Raw genomic sequence first — 21,161 nt, 5'->3', positions numbered from 1 at the left:
TGGACACATTCGCCAGAAATCTGTCAAATCTAGCCTGAACGCAAGCTTATTAACTCTGAGAAGAAGGCTGGGCTATGGGACTTTATCCACCGTTGATTAACGACATCTCGACCGATTTGCAGAATCCGCCAGCCTTTTACTATCACGCCAAGGAAGAGCCCAAGCGCAGCTGGGTCTACCCACAAGGACAGGCAGCCCAACAAAAGGAGCACTATCCTCAAGTTCGGCCTTTAGATGGACCGCCGGGGATTTCTCCTCAGGTGGTTTTCGAGCAAGTGCAGGAATTGGCCAAGGGGCAAAAGGACTGGACGATCCTGTTTGTGGACGAGAAAGCTCTTCGTTTGGAGGGGATGGCGACAACGGCCATCTTGCGTTTCCGCGATGACTTTGTCATCGAGGTGAGAACTGTCGGCGAAGGCGGGGATTCAGCGCATGCCCAGGTTCATATGCGATCTAAATCCCGCTTGGGCCGATCAGATTTTGGGGCCAATGCTAAGCGCATTGTGGGCTTCTTCAATCAAATAAAAGATCGTCTCTCTAAAGGACAGTGATTGTGGTAAAGGCAGCTGGCTTTCTATTGGCGGTGATTATTGGTGGGCTCACAGTTGTGACAGTTGGGAATACCCTTTTTAGTGGAGAGTCAGCTTCAAAGGGCGCGGTACCGGCGGTCGAAATCCCGGGCTGGACGATTGATAGTGAGCAAGCGGAGAAGAGTCTTCGCTTGTTCCTGCAGATTCCCACCATTTCTCCAGAAGACATTTCGCAAAGAAATCGGCCAGCCTTTGAACAGGCCTTGGCTTTTTTGCGCGCCAACTTTCCCCTGGTACATGAACAACTGGAAACCGAGATTGTTTCTGAGTTGAGTTTGGTCATCCGCTGGCCCGGAGCCAACAGTGATCTCAAGCCGGTTTTGATGATGGCCCACTACGACGTGGTCCCCGTTGAAGGACAGGAATGGAGCAAAGATCCCTTTGCAGGTGAGGTCGATGGGGATTTTATCTATGGACGAGGCGCGGTTGATGACAAATCCTCGGTGATGGCCCTTCTTGAAGCCACTGAGCTGGGTCTCAAAAATGGCTTTAAGCCTCAACGGGATTTGTACTTTGTCTTTGGTCACGACGAGGAAGTGGGAGGTACTCAAGGGGCCCAGGTGGTTGCCCAGACCTTCAAAGACCGGGGACTGGAGTTTGAGTTTATTCTTGATGAGGGTGGAATTATCACCGAAGGCTCAAAGCTCGGAATCCCCCGCAATGTGGCCCTGATTGGTATTGCCGAAAAAGGCTATTCGGATCTGGAGTTGGCCATCACGGGAACACCAGGGCACTCCTCGATGCCACCATCAAGTACGACGATTGGACGCCTGGCTCAGGCGATCCGTAAAGTTGAAAGCCATCCTTTTCCTGCTTCAGTGGATGGGGTTTTTAGTCAAACCCTTGAAGCTCTCATTCCCCACGCCTCTCTTTTTCAGAAGTGGGCCCTGAGTAATTTGTGGTTAACGGCTCCTTTGGTGGAATCTAAATTGGCCAAAAACTCCACCACCAATGCCTTTATTCGCACGGCCCAGTCTGTGACCATGATCAAGGGAGGGACAAAAGCCAATGTTCTTCCAGCCGAAGCCAAAGCCAACGTCAACTTGCGTCTGCTACCAGGAGATCGGGCCGAGTGGGCGAAGCAGAGAATTTCGACGTTGCTGACCGAGTTACCCGAAGTCGAGGTTCGTCAGGCCAATCCTGAGTTTGTCAACGAGGCCTCGGCGGTGAGTTCCACCGAGTCGATGGGGTATAGTCTCATTAGTGCGGCCATTAGCAAGCTGGATTCATCGGTGGTGCCGATTCCCTATTTGGTCCTAGGGGCAACGGACTCAAGGCACTACCGGGAACTAAGCCCCAACACCTATCGGTTTTTATTTGCCTCGCTCTTTGCTGAGGAGGTGAGTCGCCTGCACGGAATCGATGAACGCATCCGCCGCAAGGACTACCAGCGGGCCATCCAGTTTTACGCCACCCTCATCCACAACCTTTAAGGTTTTTTTCAGCAAACGACCTGGCTGGCGGCAAAATCTTCTAAGATCTGAGATAACTTAACTTTGATATCTACTATCAAGATTATATTTTACCTAGCTCCACAGAATCCCGGTCTACATGGTATCTGATCCACAAAACTACAGGTCGCCTTTATCTGAGGAAGTCGTCCGACCGACGAGCCATTCCCGCAAACCCGAATCCTCCGCCGTCGCGCGGGGCATATCCGAGTCGCGGCAGAATAACTGACGCGACCCGAAGATGAGCCCGCGGCCGAAAGGCGCGTGAGGGTTTGTGGAGGATGGTCGTCAAAGGACCTACTTTGATGATAAAGGATTTTGTGGATCAACTCACTCAGGTGGGCAGGATTTACCAACTGCCGCCCCCGCCGCCGCCGAAGCCGCCGCCGCTAAAGCCCCCGCCACTGCTAAAGCCGCTACTGCCACTGCCGCCTGAACTCTGGGGTTGGGACTTAAAGGTGTTGGCCATGGAGTTCATTCCCTGTCCCAGGTCGCGTACCAAAAGACCGGTGCGAAAAGACCCAGGTGAATAGGGGTGATGGGAAACATACCAATCAGGGGGTTCAGTCAAAAGACCTTCAAATTTCTCGGCCCACTCATCGGCGCAGCCCAAGACCACGGCGTAAGGGAGAAGGCGGCCAAAAATCTGCGGGTCCTTCTCGGCCATGCGCTTGATGCGGTCTTTCTCCACCCGCGAAAGAAACTCCTCAAATCCCCGGCAGTGGCGGACAGCTTGGGAGCCCTTGAGGGACTTTCGTGGCATCACTCGTGAGAACAATATGGCAATACCGACACTGAGGGCACAGGAAACAAACACGAATGGAACATGGGATTCCTGATTGAGGTGAATGCCGACCACCACCAAAAGTACGCCCAGTAAAACAATCAAAATCGAGGTGACCACGGCATAGGAGGTGCGCACACTACTCGGTTTTCGTGGGAACATCTTCTTTTTGACCAAGGCCGCGTAGAGTTCGTCCTGCAGGTCTGAAAGGTGAACATAAAACTTATTCTTGAGTTCAGAGAGTTTTTTAGAATCCTTTGCCCCGAGCAGATGTCTGAGAAACTTCTTCTCAAAAGAGTTTAATTGATTGTCGGCTTCTTTGACCTTGATAAATTCGTAATCCGTATTGGTAAAAAACAACAGGGTTTTAGTTTCGATCTCCTTGATCTTAATATAGCCACGGGCGGCCAAGTCGAGAACGGTGGAAACAATATCAGAGGTGTGGGCCACTTCATCGAGAAGAGTACCCACTTCTGCTGGGTTTAAGTCTTTAGGAGCTTCGTATTGCACCATCACGGGCAGGTGGCTGTCGGGATCTCGCCCCCGCTTCCAGTAGAGAAGCCCCATGGCGAGCAAGATAAAAAGCGGCAAGCCAATTGATATCAGCAATATAATATTGTCGGCCAAAAACCACATGAGTTTTTGACGTTTCCCCGGCTCCTGCAGCTGTCCCTTTTGCAGGGCCAGGACTAGGGTGACTCCTTGAGAGGGGGAAAGGTTCTCGGCCGTCAGCTCATAGGAAAAGCCAGGCTGTTCCGTGGCCAGGACGGAGTCCGTGCTTCCTAAGTAACCGACAAAGTTAGCTGCTTTCACCAGAGGTGCTGGGTCTTTCCCTGGCAGGACAACTTTCACCTGGGCCTTGCGAATGGGGACGTTCCACTGATGGCCGGTGGCATTCCAGTAGAACTCATCCCACTCTGCAAAATAATTGATCGCTCTTTGCACCACGTAGCGTATCTTGTAGATTTGGGTTCCGGTCACCGTGGTCTCGGGGCTGCCAATGCGAATGCGCACCCCATCTCCCTGATGGATGACCTTAAAAAGGCGGCCTTCGCCCCTTTCGTTGCCGACGCCGAGAACATGGAGGCGGACGTTGTAGGCACCTTTGATTTGCCCATATCCTGTGTCCACGTCCCGATGGTGCCTAAGGGGAATGTCCCGATAGATGCCATGCTTATAGTTATCACCAAATTCGTAAACAATGGTTTCGGTCACCACAAAGGAACTGTCTGGTTGGAGATCCACCTGGATATCAAATAGATCAATGGCCTCGGCCCCGCTCGCAGGAGAGAGCCCGAGGAAAAAGGCTCCCAAAAGAGCCAAGCCTAAGATGTAATTTCGCACGGAGAAACTCCTTAGAAGGAAACCTGGGGGGTGGCTTTGGCGGCCTCTTCCACTTCAAAGAATTTTTTGGTGGAAAAGCCAAACATTCCGGCAATGAGAGAGGCCGGAAATAGCTGTTGTTTGGTGTTAAAGTCTCTGACCACGGCATTGTAGTAGCGCCGGGAGTTGGCAATCTCTGATTCAAGGGCCGTCAGTTGAGTCTGCAGGTCCAAGAACTGGGTGTTGGCCTTCAAATCGGGATAGGCTTCAGCCAGGGCAAAGATCTTAGGAATCAAAGCGCTGAGTGCACTCTCCGCCTCCATTTGGCTCTCTTGATTGGGTGCTTGAACCGCCTGATTACGAGCTTGGATCACTTTTTCAAGGGTTGCCTGTTCATGTTTGGCGTAGCCTTTGACTGTGTTCACCAGGTTAGGAATGAGATCATGGCGCTTCTTCAAATTGACATCAATGTCCGACCAACTGTTCTCGGTGAGAATGCGCAGCTGAATCAGTCCGTTATAGGTGGCAATCACCCATAGGACTACGACACCAAGTACTCCCAACACAATCCATAGCACCATTGACTCCTCCTAAACCGGGCGGGCTGTCTAAATTCGCTTTCAGCTTGTCACAGGAGTCCGGTATTGGCAACTAGGCTAAGAAACCTTACCAGTTCTTAGGCAGCGGTCTTTGCGGCCTTTTCCACTTGAGTGGGGTCTTTAGGGAGTGACAGAACGAAGGCGTTTTGGCCAGATGTGCCATCGTAGTACAAGGTTCCCTTATGGGATTCAGCAATGCCCTTGGAGATGCTTAAGCCCAGTCCGCTGCCAGCGCCCACCTCTTTGGTGGTGAAAAAGGGTTGAAAGATCAAATAGCGGTGTTCGGTGGAAACTCCCGGTCCTGAATCGCGCACGCGAAATTCCACCGTGTCGCCATCATCAACACAGGAGATTTCCACCCAGCGCTCGGGGACTCCTGAATCCAAGACAGCGTCATGGGCGTTAGATAAAAGATTGAGCAAGACTTGGGAGATCTGAACTTCCCGGCAGGAAAGGGTAGGGGAGTGTTCAGCTAGCTTCACTCTCAACTCCACTTCGTGACTGGCAAAGCGGGTGCGGCAGAGTTCAAGGGTTTCTTCAACCACCTTGTTGGCCGGGACTTCCTTCATGCGGTCTCCTTCGCCGTCGCGGGCGAAGGTGCGCAGGCCATCGACAATCTTTTTAATCCGCATCACCTGGTTGCCGATTTTTTCTGAACTGTCGGTGACCTTGTCGATGTCCAAGGTGCCCTTGCCGGCCAGAGCCAGGAGTTGGTCAGAGAACCCACGAATGATGGCCAAAGGATTATTAATTTCATGGGCCACGCCACTGGCCATTTCACCGAGAGTGGCCATTTTGGCTGCTTGGATGAGGCGGTTCTTCTCTTGCTCCAGTCTGGCTTCCATCTCGCGCACATCGGTAATGTCCTGACAGGTTCCCTGGAGGGTCAGGAGCTTGCCATTGCGGGAAAAGGTGGCACCAGCGCGGGAGTGAATGTAGGCCACCTGGCCATTTCTTCGCAGGATGCGGAACTCAACAACCTGGAATGCGCCTGTTTCCATTCCCACTTCAAAGGCCTTGTCGTAGATGGCTACGTCCTCTGGATGCACTCGACTGTGAATCTCTGTTAGCGAGGGAGCTGTTCCTGTTGCGTCCAGGTCAAAGTCGAAGACCTGATACATTTGCCTGGACCAGGTGATCTTATTATTTTCAACGTCAAATGAGTAGGAGCCCATTTTAGCACTGGCCTGGGCGTCTTCCAGCATACGGTGGGCCTTTTCAATTGCCCGTCGTTCCCTTAGCGCGTGAATGACCAGGGCACAGGCTTCCAGGTAGGGGTGGATTTCATCCACCAGGGCCATGTCGTAGCCGCCTTCCCGGTTGGCCACACCAATACTACCTACCAATTCGTCACCAAAGCGAATGGGAATTCCCAAATAGGCATTGAGTGGCGGGTGTCCTGGGGGAATCCCGCCGGCTCTTTCGTCCTGGGCAGGATCATTGGCAATCACGAACTCATTGTTTGTGATCACGTGGCCAAAAAGAGTGTCCATGTTGTGAAATTCCAGGCCGTATTCTTCCTTCGCTGTCAAAAGTGCTTTGGTCTCTTCGTTCCATGAAATATCGGTGATGGCATGGGTCTTCAAAAAGGGTTTATCTCCCGAATAGAAGACTTCACCAATATAGCCATATTCGCTTCCTGTGGCCCGCAAGAGAACACTCAACAAATAGTCAAAAGTCTCCCGTGCCGAGCCTCCTTCGAGGAAGGAGCGTTGAATCTGGCCAATGGAATCGATCACGGCCCGGTGATGTTGGGTTTTTTCCTCGGCCAATTTTCTTTCTGTGATGTCATGGCGAATGGCGATGTACTCCACAACGTTACCCAAGGAGTCCTTTTGCGGAATGACCTGGGTTTCCACCCAGTAAATACTGCCATCCTTAGCCCGATTGCAGACCTCCCCTTGAAAAACCTGGCCGGCCTTAAGGGTGTTCCAAAAATTCTGCCAAAAACTGGGCGGGTGGTAGTCGGAGTTAATGATGCGATGGTTTTTGCCAATCACCTCGTCGCGGCTGAAACCGCTGATTTTTTCAAATGCCTGATTGGCGTCGGTGATGCGCCCGTGCAGGTCCGTGGTGGTGATGATCGCGGCTTGATCTAAGGTGCGGCGAAATCTTCGCGCCTGCCACTTGGCGGTTTTGATTTCACCTTCTTTGCGGCGAACTCGCAAAGCGAGGACGTAGCCAGCCACCATCATTCCTGTTAATAGCAGAATGGCCGCCAATCCCTGGAGGGATTCGTAAGCACCTAGCCTCTCTGCTGTGGCCTGAGCTTGTGACCGTCGTTGTTCAAACTCGCTACTGTTGCGGTTCGAAACATCTGCCAGGGAGTGTAGGATTTCGTGATTGAAGTAAAGACTGCCTGCCAGGATCAGGATATTAGCCAAAGCCATAGTAAAAAAGATGATGAGCAGTGGTCGGTTGCCGCCACTTGGTTTGCTCTCAACCTTTTCGCCATTTGTCTTTTCAATTTGTGGAATTTCCTGATTCAAAACCGCACCTTCCCAACGAAAACCTATCGGCGAAATGCGCTTCGAGGCTGAGAAAAGCTTGATTAAAGTTCACATTAAGGCAGCGCGAAACTTCGGTCTCAAAAAGGGAATGATCAGGACGGATGGCTAGATGTCCGCAAAACTTTTTGACTGAATAAAAAACCTAAACAGGAAAGAGGCCTGTAAGCCCCGCTTTGGTGCATCTGAAATTGGAATACCAGTTGCAAATTAGACCTGCGTCAACGGGGGTTGTGTGATGAACCAAGTGTTTCAAAATGTGACATGGAAAGTCCTTCTCTTTACCGGGGTTTTCTCACTCTTATTTTTTAGCTATCAAAACTGCTCCGAAGTCGGGTTTCAATCCACCCAGGAGAACATGGTCAAAAAAATTGGTGATGTGGACCATCCAGATGAGGAGTTGGAAGTCCCAGCCCCTCCTGCAGGAAGCGAAGGTTCCCAGCCTCCTCCAATTGAGAACGGTGGCGGCGGTGGAGACGACGATGACGGAGATGGTTCAGAGGGCGGTCGCTGGTTGCGCGCCAACTGTAGGATCTTTGGCTCTCCCCGTGAGGAGTGGCAGGTTTCCAGCCAGGCCCAGGACATGAATGTGAATGGTCATTTGGGTCGCCTGGTTATTGACGAAGTCAATCGCCTGAGTGTGGAGCGCCTCTTTGGCGCCCTAGTTGTGGGGGCCGCCAACGAAACCACGCTGAGGAACATCTTTGGAATTGTTCGCATCAACAGCTTTGACATTCCCTCGGCCGACCATATGTTGACCCACATGAGGGCCAATGCCGTGACCATGGGTGAAGTGCGCGATCTATTTGGCGCTCTTTGTCTGAGCACTCATTCTTTAGGTTCGCTGTCCAATGCTCTGACTGCAGTTAAAATCCGTGGTTGGGATCACCAAGGCCAAAAGGGTCATGTGGATCTGATTGAACGAGTGGCGGGCAATATCCGTCTGAAAGACATGGATGTGGGCCGGATTGAGCGAGTGGGCGGCTATGTCAGTGTCCACAATGGTCACGTGGATGAGATCCGTCATGTGCGGGGAGTGGTCAAGATTGTGGGCTCGGTGCGCCGCCTAGAAGACGTGCTGGGACCTATACACATTTTTGGCCCCCATCCTCCAGAAGAAGTGGTGAATAGTGGCCACCTTTTTTTCCACCAACGGTGATCTTTTTTGCCCGAGGCAATTTGTCTCTTGGCACTTTGAAAGCAGCGCATGATGGGCTCTTGAACAAATAAAAACCTGACCTGAAGGGCCTTATGGGCATAGACTCAAGGCCCTATGAAAAACACAAAAGCCGAATTTCTCACCAGCCCTGAAGACTGTGTCGATCGCATTTTGGCCCAAGTGGGTAATGATCTCCGGGTCGCCACCCCCTTGGCAGCCGGAAAGCCCAACCAATTGCTCAATGCCTTATACCAAAGGGCCAAGGCCGATCCCCAAATACAACTCACCCTTTACACCGCTTTGTCCCTGGAAAAGCCCAAGGGCCGATCGGATTTGGAAAAAAGGTTTGTCGAGCCCATGGCGGCCCGGTTGTTTAAGGACTATCCGGACTTGGACTACGAAGTGGATCGGGTGGATGGCAAGCTCCCCAAAAACGTGCGGGTGATTGAGTTTTATTTTCCCGCCGGCAAGTTCATGCAGAATCCGGTGGCTCAACAGGATTATATTAGCGCCAATTACACCCATGTGGCTCGGGATCTTTTGGACCGCAAGGTCAATGTGCTTTGTCAGATGGTGGCTCTCCGTCGGGATGAGGCCGGTCAGGTGTCTCTCAGTTTAGGCAGTAACCCGGATGTGGCTCCTGATCTCATGGCGCAGATGAAGGCTTCAGGTGAGCCAGTGGCCTTTGCGGCCCAGGTGAATAGCCACATGCCCTTTATGTATGGGGATGCGCTTAAAGGGGCCGATGATTTTCATTTTGTGGTGGAAAATTCGGAGTTGGATTACCCCATGTTCGCCCCGCCAAAAACCTCTGTGCCCGAAGCCGAGTTTATTGTCGGTGCCTACTGCAGCTCTTTGGTGAGAGATGGCGGGGAACTCCAAGTGGGTATTGGCGCCCTCGGTGATGCTGTGGTGTACTCCTTGCTTTTGCGCCACCAGCGCAATCACCAGTACTGTGAGTTATTGCGTGATCTGGGTGCCTTTGACCGCTTTGGTGACCTTATTGACCGGGTCGGCGGTGCGGAACCCTTTAGCGAGGGGCTCTTTGGTGCCAGTGAAATGGTGGTCGATGGTTTTTATCATCTGTTTAAGGCCGGCGTAATCAAACGTCGGGTTTACGATGATCTTCATCTGCAAAGACTGCTGAATGAAAAGAAAATCACCGAAGAGGTGAATGAAAATACTTTGCTTCAGCTTTTGGCCAGGAGGGCGATCCAGGCCAAACTCACCTACGCAGACTTTAAGTACTTGCGCCACTGGGGTGTGTTAAATGAGCGTGTGGATTGGGACGATGATCAACTGGTCCTTCCCAATGGACAAAGGCAAAAGCCAGACCTGGAAGATCCCACATCCCGGGATTGGGTTCTCAAGAATTGTCTGGGCACAAGCCTTCAACATGGGGCTGTCATTCACGGCGGATTCTTTCTCGGTCCCCGGGATTTTTACGAGGGCTTACACAAACTCACCGAGGCCGAAAGGCGATCTATACAGATGCGCTCGGTGAGAAGGATCAATCAACTTTACGGTCATGAGGACTTGGACCGGCTCCATCGCAAAGATGCTCGCTTCATTAACACTTGTCTGAAGGTCACTCTCTTAGGTCATGCGGTGTCCGATGCCCTGGAAGACGGCCGGGTGGTGAGTGGGGTGGGGGGACAGTACAATTTTGTCTCCATGGCCCATGCTCTCCCCGATGGGCGCAGCGTGATGAATTTACGCAGCACTCGTGGTGGGGGCTCAAGCTTGGCTTCCAATATTGTCTTTAAGTATGGTCACGTGACGATACCCCGCCACTTGCGGGACTTTGTGGTCACTGAATACGGGATAGCCGACCTCAGAGGCAAAACTGATTCGGAAGTGATCGCGGCCCTGCTCAATATTGCCGATTCACGTTTTCAAGAGAGCCTCAGGCAAGAGGCCGTACGGGCCGGTAAGCTCTCCGCAGATTATCAAATCCCGGAGGTCTTTCGCCAGAATCTCCCTGAAAAGTACAAATCTGTGCTCAATCACTTCCGCCATCAGGGGTTATTCCCGGCTTTTCCCTTTGGTACCGATCTGACCGAACAGGAGATCATTGTCGGTCGGGCCTTGAAAGTACTTAAGAAAAAGCTTCATGACAAAAAAGAGCTGGCCAAAGTTTTGCTGAAGGGCATGGGAGAAAGCGCCCAGGAAGAACATTATATTATTCCTCTCAGGCGCATGGGCCTTGAGCATCCAAAAAATATGAAGGAGCGCATCTATCAGCGTCTGCTTTTGGGCGCCATGGCCGGGAGTCGAGGTTGAGCGAGGTCAGGAGAGCCTCCTTAGAGGACTTAGACCGCTTGTTTCAACTCCTCCATCGAGGCCGCTATCAGATCATCGGACCTCGCCTTGAATCCCAGGCCATTGGCTATGGCGAATTGCGGTCCCGTGAGGATTTACCCATCGGCTGGACAGAAGAGCAATCGCCGGGTCGCTATCGACTCAAGAAAAGAACGGACCAGGCCCATTTTGGTTTTACCGTCGGCCCAGGAGGCTTTCGTCGATTTTTGCAAAAACCTCGGGAGAGTTTATTTCAGGCCAACAAAAAGAATAACAAATGGAAAGTCCATCCCACTGAATCTCCAGCCCAGAAACTAGCCTTCTTGGGCGTTCGCGGTTGCGAGTGGAAAGCCATTCAGATTCAAGATCAGGTTTTTGTCGAGGGCACCTATCAAGATCAGCACTACCAATCTCGCCGGTCTCAGCTCTTGGTCATTGGTGTGGACTGTGTCACCAGTGCTACCACCTGTTTTTGCACCAGTTTTGATTCGGGGCCTTCAGTTGGAGAGGGGACGGATCTTAGGCTGACCGAGATTGTCGGAGATGCCCACCATTATTTTTTGGTTCGAGCGGGAGGCAAAGCTGGCTCTCGACTACTTGAAAAGTGGAATCTGGACTTGGCCACTGATAAAGATATAAAACAAGGTGAAGAGCTGGTAACAGCCAATCGGCAGAGAATTGAGTCCCATTCTCAAATTGCGACCAAAGGTCTAAAAGAGGGTCTGGTGAAAGAGTGGAACCACCCCCAGTGGGAGGTTTTGGGCCAGAAGTGTTTGGCCTGTGCCAATTGTACTCTGGTTTGCCCCACCTGTTTTTGTTCCAACTCCGTCGAAGAGGTGAGTCTTGAGGGCGACCGAGTGGAACGATTTCGCCAGTGGGACAGTTGCTTCACGGGAGACCACGCTTATCTTCATGGTGGGGGCGTCCGACCTGATGTGAAGTCGCGCTATCGTCAATGGCTCACGCACAAGTTGAGTTCCTGGCAAGATCAGTTTGGTGAGGTCGGCTGCACAGGTTGCGGTAGATGCATTGTCTGGTGTCCGGTGGGGATTGATCTGCGTGAAGAGGTTCAGATCTTACGGCAAAATTCTGAGGAGGAGAAATGAACCAGGTCGATATGTACCAGATTTTGGCCCAACATCGGTTTTTCAAGGGCATGGAAGAAGAGCAGCTTCGCGCCCTGGTTGAGCAGGCAGAAGTAAAAGCCATCCGTAAAGGACAGTATTTGGCTGAAGAGGGAGAAGAGGCAGACGCCTTTTTTCTCCTGCTGGAGGGCAAAGTAGAAGTTTTGATCGATGGGGGTCACGGACAGGGGAGTATCCAAACCATCGGCCCCGGGGAAATCTTTGGCTGGTCGTGGATTTTCCCTCCCTATCGTTGGAACTTCGACGCCCGGGCGGCTGAGCCGGTGAAGGTCTTGGCTTTACACGGCAAGGCCTTGCGCGACCGGTGCGAACAGGATCCCCGCTTGGGTTATCAACTCATGAAACGCTTTGCCGAGATCATGGTGTCACGTTTGCGGGCGACCCGCCTCCAGGTCCTCGATGTCTACGGGAAAAAAAATGGCAAGTGTTGATTCGTCTTGCCTCGTGCCCCAGGTCTGGACGGTGGTGAGCAAGCGTCGGGACACCGAGGACATTTGGACGCTGACATTGGAGCGGAGAGGTGGAGAATGCCCTTTCGCTCCCGGCCAGTTCAACATGATGGGTGCCTTTGGCAATGGGGAGGTCCCCATTTCAGTGAGTGGGGGAACGGGCCGTAAGAATCAAGTCATCCACACCATTCGCAATGTGGGACTGGCCACTGAAGCCCTGGTCAATCTCAAAAAAGGTGATCAGTTGGGCTTGCGGGGTCCCTACGGCCGCGGCTGGCCTATGGAAAAGCTTGAAGGAAAGGATTTGGTCTTTGTGGCTGGTGGTTTGGGCCTGGCCCCATTGCGTCCGGCTATTGTTCATGCTCTCACTCACCGTAAGAAGTACGGTCAGATCTATTTGCTCTACGGAACGCGGGAGCCAAGTCAGATTTTGTTTCGTAGTGAACTCAATCGTTGGATCAAACGCAAAGATATTCACGTTGAGATCACTGTGGACCGGGGTGATCGTGAGTGGAAAGGCCATGTGGGTGTCGTCACGCCCTTGTTGGAGCGGGTGGTGGTCGATGGCGACTATGCACATGCTCTTATCTGTGGTCCTGAGATCATGATGCGTTTTGTGGCCGTGGAGTTGGAAGCCCGTGGGGTGGAACCTCAGCACATTTGGCTCTCCATGGAGCGCAACATGAAGTGTGCGGTGGGCTTTTGCGGGCACTGCCAGTACGGTCCTACCTTTATCTGCAAAGACGGGCCGGTGTATTCTTTGGATCAATTGGACGTGTGGCTCACACGCAAAGGAGTGTGAGAAATGAAGAGGTCAAAGAAAAAGCTGCGACTTGGGGTTTGGAAGCTCACTTCCTGCGATGGTTGCCAACTCAGTTTACTTGATTGTGAAGATGAGCTCCTCGCTATCACCCAGGCGGTGGAGGTGGCCTACTTTATGGAAGCCACCAGCCATGCCCAGCCGGGTCCCTATGATCTGTCTTTGGTTGAGGGCTCCATTTCCACCCCAGAACAACTGGAGCAGATCAAGGACATCCGTAAAGAGTCAGGTCTTTTGGTGGCCATCGGTGCCTGCGCCACCAGTGGGGGCATTCAGGCTCTGCGCAATTATGCTGACATTGAGGCCTATAAGAGTCTGGTCTATGCATCGCCTGAGCATATCGAAACCTTGTCCACTTCGACGGCCATTTCTCAACACGTGTCGGTGGATTTTGAACTCCAGGGTTGCCCAATTTCCAAAGAGCAATTGATTGAAGTGCTGGTGTCCTTGCTTCACGGCAAAAAACCGACCATTCCCAACTATGCTGTGTGCGTGGAGTGTAAGCTAAGAGGAACAGTTTGTTTGCCCGTCAGTCAGGGACGTGCCTGTCTGGGGCCCATCACCCAGGCTGGTTGTCAGGCACTGTGCCCCAGTTACAACCGCGGTTGTTTTGGTTGTTATGGTCCCAAGGAGTTGAGTCAGCCTTCGGCGCTGACCGAGTTTGTTCGGCAACATCGCCAGGCCGATGATCGCGAGTGGTTGCATCTTTTGCGTAACTATCAAACCGGGGCCCCTGAGTTTCATGAGGAAGGTCAAAGGCATGAAGAAGAAAACCTCAAAAAAAACTAAGCCAAAAAAGAAATCACCCGATCGCCGGCAGGCCGCCACCAAGGTGATTAAGGTCGATTATCTAGCCCGTGTGGAAGGCGAAGGTGCGCTTTATCTCAAATACAAAAAAGACCAGGTGGAAGAGGTAAGACTCAAAATCTTTGAGCCTCCGAGATTTTTTGAAGCCTTTATGCAGGGGCGAGACTTCAGCGAAGCGCCCGATATCACCGCCCGCATCTGCGGAATCTGCCCTGTGGCCTACCAAATGAGTGCCGTCCACGCCATGGAGAACGCTCTGGGAGTTCAAATCCCGGAACACATTCGTCTTTTGCGGCGACTTCTCTATTGTGGGGAATGGATTGAAAGTCATGTCTTGCATATTTATATGCTTCACGCCCCGGACTTTCTCGGTGTTCCTGACGTGATGACCATGGCCAAAACCCACAAAAAGGAAGTGGAGAGAGGGCTCAGGCAAAAAAAACGGGGCAATCAAATTGTCCGCGTGTTGGGGGGGAGGGAGATTCACCCCATCAATGTCAAAATCGGTGGTTTTTATCACCTGCCGTCGGCAGAGGAATTTGCACAACTGAAAGAAGAACTCAAGAAGGGCCGGGAAGAGGCTTGGGAGACACTCAAATTTGCCTCGCGCCTGGAATACCCCGATTTCGAACGCCAGGTGGAATTTGTCAGTCTCCTTCACGACAGCGATTACCCCATGAATGAGGGCCGCATTGCTTCTACGACAGATCTTAATATTGCCATGCAGGAGTATGAGGATCATTTTGAAGAGGAGCACATTGCATACAGCCACGCTCTGATGAGCAGAAGAAAAGGAAGAGGCAGTTATTTGGTCGGTCCTATGGCTCGGTTCAATCTCAATTATGATCGTTTGAGTTCCGTGGCTCAAGAGGGGGCTCGTGATGTGGGATTGGCGCCCATTTGCTTGAATCCCTTCAGAAGTCTTTTAGTGCGCGCAGTGGAAGTTCTCTATGCCTTTGATGAAGCCGTGCGTGTTTTGGAGTCTCTCTCCGGGTCGCTCGCACCATCGGTTCCTGTGGTGGTGGATAAATCTTGTCGTGGTTCCTGGGCCACTGAGGCTCCGCGTGGCCTTCTTTATCATCGCTATGAGCTCAATGTTGACGGCACCATTCGCACGGCGCAGATTATTCCTCCCACCAGCCAGAACCAGCGTACCATTGAAGAGGATCTGAGGGAGTTGGTCATGGCCAACCCAAAATGGAGCGATGAAAAAATGCGCCACCGCTGTGAACAGGCCATTCGCAACTACGACCCCTGTATTTCCTGTGCCACGCATTTTTTGAAAATCAAGAAAGAGCAGGTTGAGGAATGAAACCATTAATTGTCGGAGTGGGACAGCCCTTAAGAGGTGACGACAGCATTGGTCCGCTGATTGTGAGGGGGATCAGTCAAGAAATCGCAGGTGAGTTTGACACCCTGCTGGTTTCAGGTGATCCCTTGGAGCTTTTGGATGTTTGGCAGGAGCGATCACTGGTGGTGATCGTCGATGCTTATGCGGATGAGGCGAACACAAACAATCTTCGCCACTGGCAGTTTGGCAAGGGTGAGGGTGAAGCTCCTTTTGTCACCGGCGGCTTTTCCTCCCATATGATTGGTCTGGGTGAAACAATCGAGTTGGGGCGCAATTTGGAAAGGCTTCCTGAGAGTCTTCATCTGATCGGCATTCCCGGTCGTCGCTTTGTGGTCGGTGAAGATCCTGGAGAAGAAGTGCTGTCGCGCATATCTGAAGTTCGGGAATTGATCGGTAAGATCATTGAGGAGGCATTAGGTGCATGAGTCAGGAATGATTCGTTCTTTGGTGGAAAAGATGGAACAGGTCTCCCAGGCCAATGGTGGTGGACAGGTGGCGCGGGTGAAGGTGCGCATCGGTGCTTTGGCCAATATTTCCGCCAGCCATTTCCGCGAACACTTTGAGATTGAAACCAAAGGAACCATCGCCGAGGGGTCTGAATTGGAAATTGAGGAGTGTGGAGAATTCTCCCATCCTCAGGCCGGGCACATTTTGCTTGAAAGTGTTGAGTTGGAGACGGATGGATGAAGATCAGGCGCCAACTTGACATCTCGGGTTCAGTGCAAGGACTGGGTGTTCGCCCCTATGTCTACAACCTGGCGACGGAGTTGGGTTTACAGGGTTCGGTGATGAACACCAGCGGCGGCCTCACCATTGATATTCAGGGTGAGGATTCTGTCATTGAGGAGTTTAGTCGCCTCCTGGATTTGCGCAAACCGCCCTTGGTTGAGTTTCGCTCCAGCAAAACATCTGAGCGAAGTGTAGACGAAAATCTCAAAGAATTTGTTATTGCTCCGTCCGCAGTCGGAGAGGTGCTGACCAGTCATCTTCTTGCTGATTTGGCGACTTGTTCCAAGTGTGAAGTGGAGATTTTTGATTCACGCGAGCGCCGATACCGCTATCCCTTTACTAATTGCACCTATTGTGGGCCCAGATACTCGATCACTAAGAATCTGCCCTATGACCGGGCTCAAACCTCCATGGCTGGTTTTTCTATGTGTGAGTCCTGCCAAAGGGAATACGAAAACCCGGCAGATCGTCGCTTTCATGCTCAGCCCATTGCCTGTCCCCAATGTGGTCCCCAGCTGCAGCTGTGGGCCGCTGATGCTCAGGTTTTGACTTCAGGTGATGAGGCTCTCGGGCAAACTGTGACGGCCCTCCGCCAGGGGAAAATTATTGCCGTCAAAGGTTTAGGTGGCTTTCACCTGATGGTGGATGCCGAGAATAAGGTAGCGGTTAGCAAATTGCGAGAGCGCAAAGGTCGAGGGGATAAACCCTTTGCTGTGATGTTTGCCAACCTCGCTCAGGTCCAACAGGTGGCTGAAGTTGGCCCTAAAGAGAGTGATTGGCTCGAAGGCCCTTATCGCCCGATTGTGATTCTTAAGAAAACAGACGGCAAGTCATTTTGGCAGGTGGGACCAGAACAAAACACCCTGGGTGTTCTTCTCCCTTACACGCCCCTGCATCATTTATTGCTTCGAGACTTTGGCGGCCCTTTGGTTTGCACCAGTGGCAACCTTTCCGAAGAACCTATTTGTATCGACGAGCACCAGGCGCTAGAAAAACTGGCGAAGGTGGCGGATTTATTTTTGGTTCACAACCGGCCCATTTTGCGGCCGGTGGAGGATTCCGTTCTTCAGGTGGTGGAGGATAAACCCATGTTGATCCGCCGTGGGAGGGGCTTAGCCCCTCAGCTTTGGCCAGCAACAGCTGAAGGCGGCAAGGAGTTCACTGAGGCCCTGGCCCTGGGTGGAGATCTCAAACACGCCATGGGTTTGTGTCGGGAAGACGGCTATTTGCTTGCACCCCATGTGGGGGATCTGGAGGAGTCCGAAGCCTTTCGCCAAATGGTGAGTGAGGTCAACTCTTGGCAGAAGTTCTTCGGTCAGAAGTTCACCGAGGTGTTGGTGGACTCCCACCCTCACTATCATTCTCACCAGTGGGCAAAGGAGCAAGAGACTGTGAATGTGACTGGCCTTCAGCATCATCGCGCCCACGCCTGGGCCCTGTGGGCCGAACATGGCGGACCTCAGCGAGATTTTGTGGTCATTTGGGATGGTCTCGGCTTTGGTGACGACAAAACGATATGGGGCGGGGAGTTTTTTGTTGGGTCTCCAGCAGGAGAGCTGAGTCGCTGGGGAGCGATTAGACCTTTTGATCTCTATGGCGGGGACAAAGCCATCCGAGACACCAGGCGGAGCTGTCTGTCTTTACTTGATTCGGCATTGGGTCCCGAGCTTTGGGATGAAACCCAACACCAGGAGCTGTTGCAGACCCTTGGTCTTTCTCAAGACGTGCAGAATTTCTTTCGTCAGTTCCCGAGAAGTCACCGTCATCAAACCACCAGTATGGGGCGATTATTTGATGGTGTGGCCAGTTTATTGGGAATCTACTCGGGCAATTTGAGTTTTGAGGGCCAGGCAGCCATGAAACTTCAGGCTCTGGCTGAGCTAAGTCCAGTGGAGGAAACCTACAGCTGGGAGTGGGTGTTCGAAGATGGTATGTGGTGGGCCGATTGGCGGCCCGTGGTATTGGCAATGATGGAAGATCTAAAGCTGGGGTCAACGGCCGGGGGTTTGGCTCGCCGCTTTCATCAGTCCTTGGCCGACATGATTGTCGCTGGGTTCAAGCTGCAGTCACCTTGTCCTGAAAGGGTTCTCCTCGGCGGAGGCTGTATGCAGAACTCACTCCTTGTTTCCCTGGTGGCCAAGAGATTTTCTGAATTAGGAATCGAACTCAAGTGGCCTGAGCTCAATCCACCGGGAGACGGTGGTCTGGCCTTGGGGCAAATGGCGTGGTGGATGTTTCAACAAAGGAACGAAGCATGTGTTTAGGTGTGCCCGGAAGAGTCGAGTCTATTGAGGGCGAAGGCCTGTTGCGTAAAGGTAAAGTCAGTTTTTCCGGAATAGTTAAGGATGTGGCTTTGACCTATGTACCCGAAGCCCAGGTGGGAGATCATGTGGTGGTCCATGTAGGGGTGGCCATTTCTGTACTAAATGAAGCCGAAGCTGAAAGAGTTTTGGCCGCCTATCGAGAGCTGGAAGGGGATGAAGGTGAAATACACGACTGAGTTTCGCGACCGGGAATTAGTGGAGAAAGAAGCGCGGCACATTCATGAGATCACCCACCAGACATGGAGGATCATGGAGGTGTGCGGCGGGCAAACTCACGCTCTTTTGCGCTACGGTCTGATGGATCTTCTGCCGGAAAAAATCAAACTTGTTCACGGCCCAGGTTGCCCTGTCTGTGTGACCCCAGTAGAGGTTTTGGACAGTGCCATTGATTTGGCGGAGAACAAGAAGGCAATCTTATGCTCCTTTGGCGACATGCTGAAAGTTCCTGGAAGTCGTGGTAATCTTTTCGACTGCCGGGCCCGGGGTGGTGATGTGAGAGTGGTCTACAGCCCACTCGACTGCTTATCCATCGCCAAACAAAATCCCACTCGCGAAGTGGTGTTTTTGGCCGTGGGATTTGAAACCACGGCTCCCGCCCATGCTCTTGCCGTGCTTCAGGCTGAAACCCTGGGAATCAAAAACTTCTCTCTGTTAGTTTCTCATTACCTCGTGCCTCCCGCTTTGCGATTGATCTTGAGCAATCCCAAAACCCAGGTCGATGGTTTTTTAGCCGCAGGCCACGTATGCACCATTATGGGTGCTGAAGAGTATCGCCCCATTGTTGACGAGTTTCACGTTCCCATTGTTATCACTGGATTTGAGCCTTTGGATCTCATGCAGGGGATTCGCATGGTCGTAGAGCAGTTAGAAAGTGAAACAGCCAAGTTGCAAAATCAGTACACTCGAAGTGTGGTGGATTCAGGTAACCTTGTCGCCCGCCAAGCCATCGAAAAAGTTTTTCATTCGATCCGCCAAAGTTGGCGAGGACTTGGTGAATATGAGGGCAGTGGTTTGGGTCTAAGATCCGAGTACTCTCAGTATGATGCGTGGGCTAAATTTGGAATTCGCGTTCATCAGCAAGAGAGCACTTCTTGTCTGGCCGGTGACATTATGATGGGGATCAAACGACCCCAAGACTGCTCCCACTTTGGCAAGGACTGTCGCCCCGACCATCCCATGGGTGCTCCCATGGTCTCATCCGAAGGGGCTTGCGCCGCCTACTTCAAGTATCGCGTGGACAACCAGAGTTCTTCTCACCCAGAAAAGAGAGTTTAATGGAAAAGCGAATTCTTCTCGCTCACGGCAATGGCGGAAAACTCCAACAGGACCTTTTACATCAGGTGGTCTTTCCTGCTTGGCAGGAAGTGGTCATGTCTTCGGATCGTGACAGTCAGGTCCTTTCCTGGGCGCCAGAGGCTTTGGCCATTAGCACTGACTCTTACGTAGTCAACCCCTTGTTTTTTCCCGGCGGCAATATTGGCCACTTGGCCATTTGCGGAACCACCAATGATTTGGCCATGAGCGGAGCCCAACCTCTTTACCTAACGGTGGGTTTTATTCTTGAAGAAGGATTTCCGATTGAAGATTTTCAAAAGATCCTTACCAGCATGGGGGAAACCGCTCGATCTTTGGGACTCAAAATTGCCGCAGGAGATATCAAAGTGGTGGAAAAGGGCAAAGGTGATGGGCTTTTCATCAACACCACCGGCATTGGTCAACTCATGACCCCTGTCACTCCCGGTCCAGATCGAATTAGGCCGGGAAACAAAATCATTGTCAGTGGCGATCTGGCTCGCCACGGCCTGGTCATTATGATGTCCAGGGAAGGAATGGAGTTCTCATCGGATCTGGTTTCTGACTGTGCCCCCCTTTGGCCAATCGTCAAAGCTTTACAAGAAATCAATGTGGATCTTCTTTGTCTACGCGACCTCACCCGCGGTGGACTGGCCACGGCTCTGCATGAGTTAGCCCATTCTTCGGGCCACTCTTTTGTAATTGAAGAAGGTCAATTGCCGCTTTTAGACCCCACCCAGGGCGCTTGTGAAGTCCTCGGCATTGAGCCGATATACTTGGCGTGCGAGGGAACCATGTTGATCGCTGTTGCTCCTCAACAAGAAAAGAAAGTCCTTGAGCTTCTTCATTGTCTGCCTGGTCACCAAATGGCCGCCACCATCGGTGAAGTGGTGGCCACTCATGCAGAGGTGGGACCTGAGGTGAGGATGAGGGGGCAGTGGGGGGGGGAGAGGAGAGTTAGTTCCCTCCTTTATGAATCCCTCCCTCGCATTTGTTGAGGTTGGTGAAAAGGGATCATCTGCGGCGTTGGAGGTCCCTTTTCTCATTCCAACGTACCCTTCAAGTACGCCTTCATTCGAAAAGGAACCTCCGCCTTGCATCTAATCCCTTTTGACCAACCTCAAAGGCTGGAAGCTAAGTCCGTTCGCCTTGGATTCAGGCCTTTTTGACCAGCCTTCGGTGAGGAGAGCCACTCGCCTTGCATCTGGACTCTTTTGACCCGGATGCTGATGAGGTTGGTGAAAAGGGATCATCTGCGGCGTTGGAGATGATTTTTTCTTCCTCCGACGTACCCTTGCGGGTCTTTGACCCGGTCAGTTGAGCCTACTCCCTTCGGTCGCTCAACTGACTGCCTGCGGTCGAAAAAACCATCCCCGCCTTGCATCTAGACCCACCTCGGATATCTGATATCGGATATCGGATATCAGATATCTGTACCTAAATGGGACGGGGGGCGCGGGGTGGCAATGGATCAAAGGGGGACGGGCCAAAGAAAATAAATCGTGTGGATTTAAATAGGCAATCTGAAT

The 21,161-nt window shown here is 52.2% G+C and carries 18 protein-coding genes; 15 read left to right on the top strand and 3 right to left on the bottom strand.

Annotated elements, in window-relative coordinates; all coding sequences use genetic code 11:
* Positions 1–74: 74 nt before the first annotated feature.
* Positions 75–551: a DUF1499 domain-containing protein gene (locus H6624_06760; protein ID MCB9084026.1), complete on the top strand. Its 477-nt coding sequence runs from the start codon at positions 75–77 to the stop codon at positions 549–551.
* A gap of 2 nt (positions 552–553) precedes the next feature.
* Complete coding sequence (locus H6624_06755) at positions 554–2,023, top strand: M20/M25/M40 family metallo-hydrolase (GenBank protein ID MCB9084025.1); 1,470 nt, start codon at positions 554–556, stop codon at positions 2,021–2,023.
* A 367-nt stretch (positions 2,024–2,390) separates the two neighbouring features.
* On the opposite strand, the gene H6624_06750 is transcribed toward H6624_06755, so the two are convergent.
* The 3 genes from H6624_06750 to H6624_06740 form a co-directional block, all read right to left on the bottom strand.
* Positions 2,391–4,169, bottom strand: a complete 1,779-nt coding sequence (locus H6624_06750; protein MCB9084024.1) for a DUF2207 domain-containing protein — start codon at positions 4,167–4,169, stop codon at positions 2,391–2,393.
* An 11-nt stretch (positions 4,170–4,180) separates the two neighbouring features.
* A complete protein-coding gene (locus H6624_06745) occupies positions 4,181–4,729 on the bottom strand; it encodes a LemA family protein (protein ID MCB9084023.1) in 549 nt (182 codons plus the stop codon).
* A 95-nt stretch (positions 4,730–4,824) separates the two neighbouring features.
* Entirely contained in the window at positions 4,825–7,236 is a 2,412-nt protein-coding gene (locus H6624_06740) for a PAS domain S-box protein (protein ID MCB9084022.1), read from the bottom strand.
* Between the two features lie 256 nt (positions 7,237–7,492).
* On the opposite strand from H6624_06740, the gene H6624_06735 reads away from it, so the two are divergent.
* The 13 genes from H6624_06735 (at position 7,493) to hypE (ending at position 20,630) form a co-directional block, all read left to right on the top strand.
* Positions 7,493–8,413 (top strand): hypothetical protein, encoded by a 921-nt coding sequence (locus H6624_06735; protein MCB9084021.1) that lies wholly within the window; start codon positions 7,493–7,495, stop codon positions 8,411–8,413.
* Between the two features lie 114 nt (positions 8,414–8,527).
* Positions 8,528–10,696, top strand: coding sequence for an acetyl-CoA hydrolase (locus H6624_06730; GenBank protein MCB9084020.1), 2,169 nt, complete (start codon positions 8,528–8,530; stop codon positions 10,694–10,696).
* Positions 10,693–11,820 carry a 4Fe-4S dicluster domain-containing protein gene (locus H6624_06725; protein ID MCB9084019.1) on the top strand — a complete coding sequence of 376 codons (1,128 nt, stop codon included), beginning with the start codon at positions 10,693–10,695 and terminating at the stop codon, positions 11,818–11,820. Before H6624_06730 ends, H6624_06725 begins: the two co-directional genes overlap by 4 nt.
* Positions 11,817–12,290: a cyclic nucleotide-binding domain-containing protein gene (locus H6624_06720; protein MCB9084018.1), complete on the top strand. Its 474-nt coding sequence runs from the start codon at positions 11,817–11,819 to the stop codon at positions 12,288–12,290. Before H6624_06725 ends, H6624_06720 begins: the two co-directional genes overlap by 4 nt.
* Positions 12,277–13,110, top strand: coding sequence for an FAD/NAD(P)-binding protein (locus H6624_06715; protein ID MCB9084017.1), 834 nt, complete (start codon positions 12,277–12,279; stop codon positions 13,108–13,110). Before H6624_06720 ends, H6624_06715 begins: the two co-directional genes overlap by 14 nt.
* A gap of 3 nt (positions 13,111–13,113) precedes the next feature.
* The gene (locus tag H6624_06710) at positions 13,114–13,917 is read left to right on the top strand and encodes an oxidoreductase (GenBank protein MCB9084016.1); all 804 of its coding nucleotides are present in this window, start codon (positions 13,114–13,116) and stop codon (positions 13,915–13,917) included.
* Positions 13,889–15,247: a Ni/Fe hydrogenase subunit alpha gene (locus H6624_06705; GenBank protein ID MCB9084015.1), complete on the top strand. Its 1,359-nt coding sequence runs from the start codon at positions 13,889–13,891 to the stop codon at positions 15,245–15,247. Before H6624_06710 ends, H6624_06705 begins: the two co-directional genes overlap by 29 nt.
* Complete coding sequence (locus H6624_06700) at positions 15,244–15,711, top strand: hydrogenase maturation protease (GenBank protein MCB9084014.1); 468 nt, start codon at positions 15,244–15,246, stop codon at positions 15,709–15,711. The genes H6624_06705 and H6624_06700 overlap by 4 nt, the downstream gene beginning before the upstream one ends.
* Before the next feature lie 7 nt (positions 15,712–15,718).
* Positions 15,719–15,973, top strand: coding sequence for a hydrogenase maturation nickel metallochaperone HypA (locus H6624_06695; GenBank protein MCB9084013.1), 255 nt, complete (start codon positions 15,719–15,721; stop codon positions 15,971–15,973).
* On the top strand, positions 15,970–18,279 hold the full coding sequence (hypF, locus tag H6624_06690; protein ID MCB9084012.1) for a carbamoyltransferase HypF: 2,310 nt from the start codon (positions 15,970–15,972) through the stop codon (positions 18,277–18,279). Before H6624_06695 ends, hypF begins: the two co-directional genes overlap by 4 nt.
* Positions 18,270–18,515 (top strand): HypC/HybG/HupF family hydrogenase formation chaperone, encoded by a 246-nt coding sequence (locus H6624_06685; protein ID MCB9084011.1) that lies wholly within the window; start codon positions 18,270–18,272, stop codon positions 18,513–18,515. Before hypF ends, H6624_06685 begins: the two co-directional genes overlap by 10 nt.
* The gene (hypD, locus tag H6624_06680) at positions 18,499–19,614 is read left to right on the top strand and encodes a hydrogenase formation protein HypD (GenBank protein ID MCB9084010.1); all 1,116 of its coding nucleotides are present in this window, start codon (positions 18,499–18,501) and stop codon (positions 19,612–19,614) included. The genes H6624_06685 and hypD overlap by 17 nt, the downstream gene beginning before the upstream one ends.
* The gene (gene hypE, locus H6624_06675; GenBank protein MCB9084009.1) at positions 19,614–20,630 is read left to right on the top strand and encodes a hydrogenase expression/formation protein HypE; all 1,017 of its coding nucleotides are present in this window, start codon (positions 19,614–19,616) and stop codon (positions 20,628–20,630) included. The genes hypD and hypE overlap by 1 nt, the downstream gene beginning before the upstream one ends.
* Positions 20,631–21,161: the final 531 nt, after the last annotated feature.

The sequence above is a fragment of the Pseudobdellovibrionaceae bacterium genome (assembly GCA_020635075.1).
GTDB lineage: Bacteria > Bdellovibrionota > Bdellovibrionia > Bdellovibrionales > UBA1609 > JADZEO01.
Note: the sequence above shows the minus strand (reverse complement) of the source record. Positions and strands in the feature narration are given on the sequence as shown.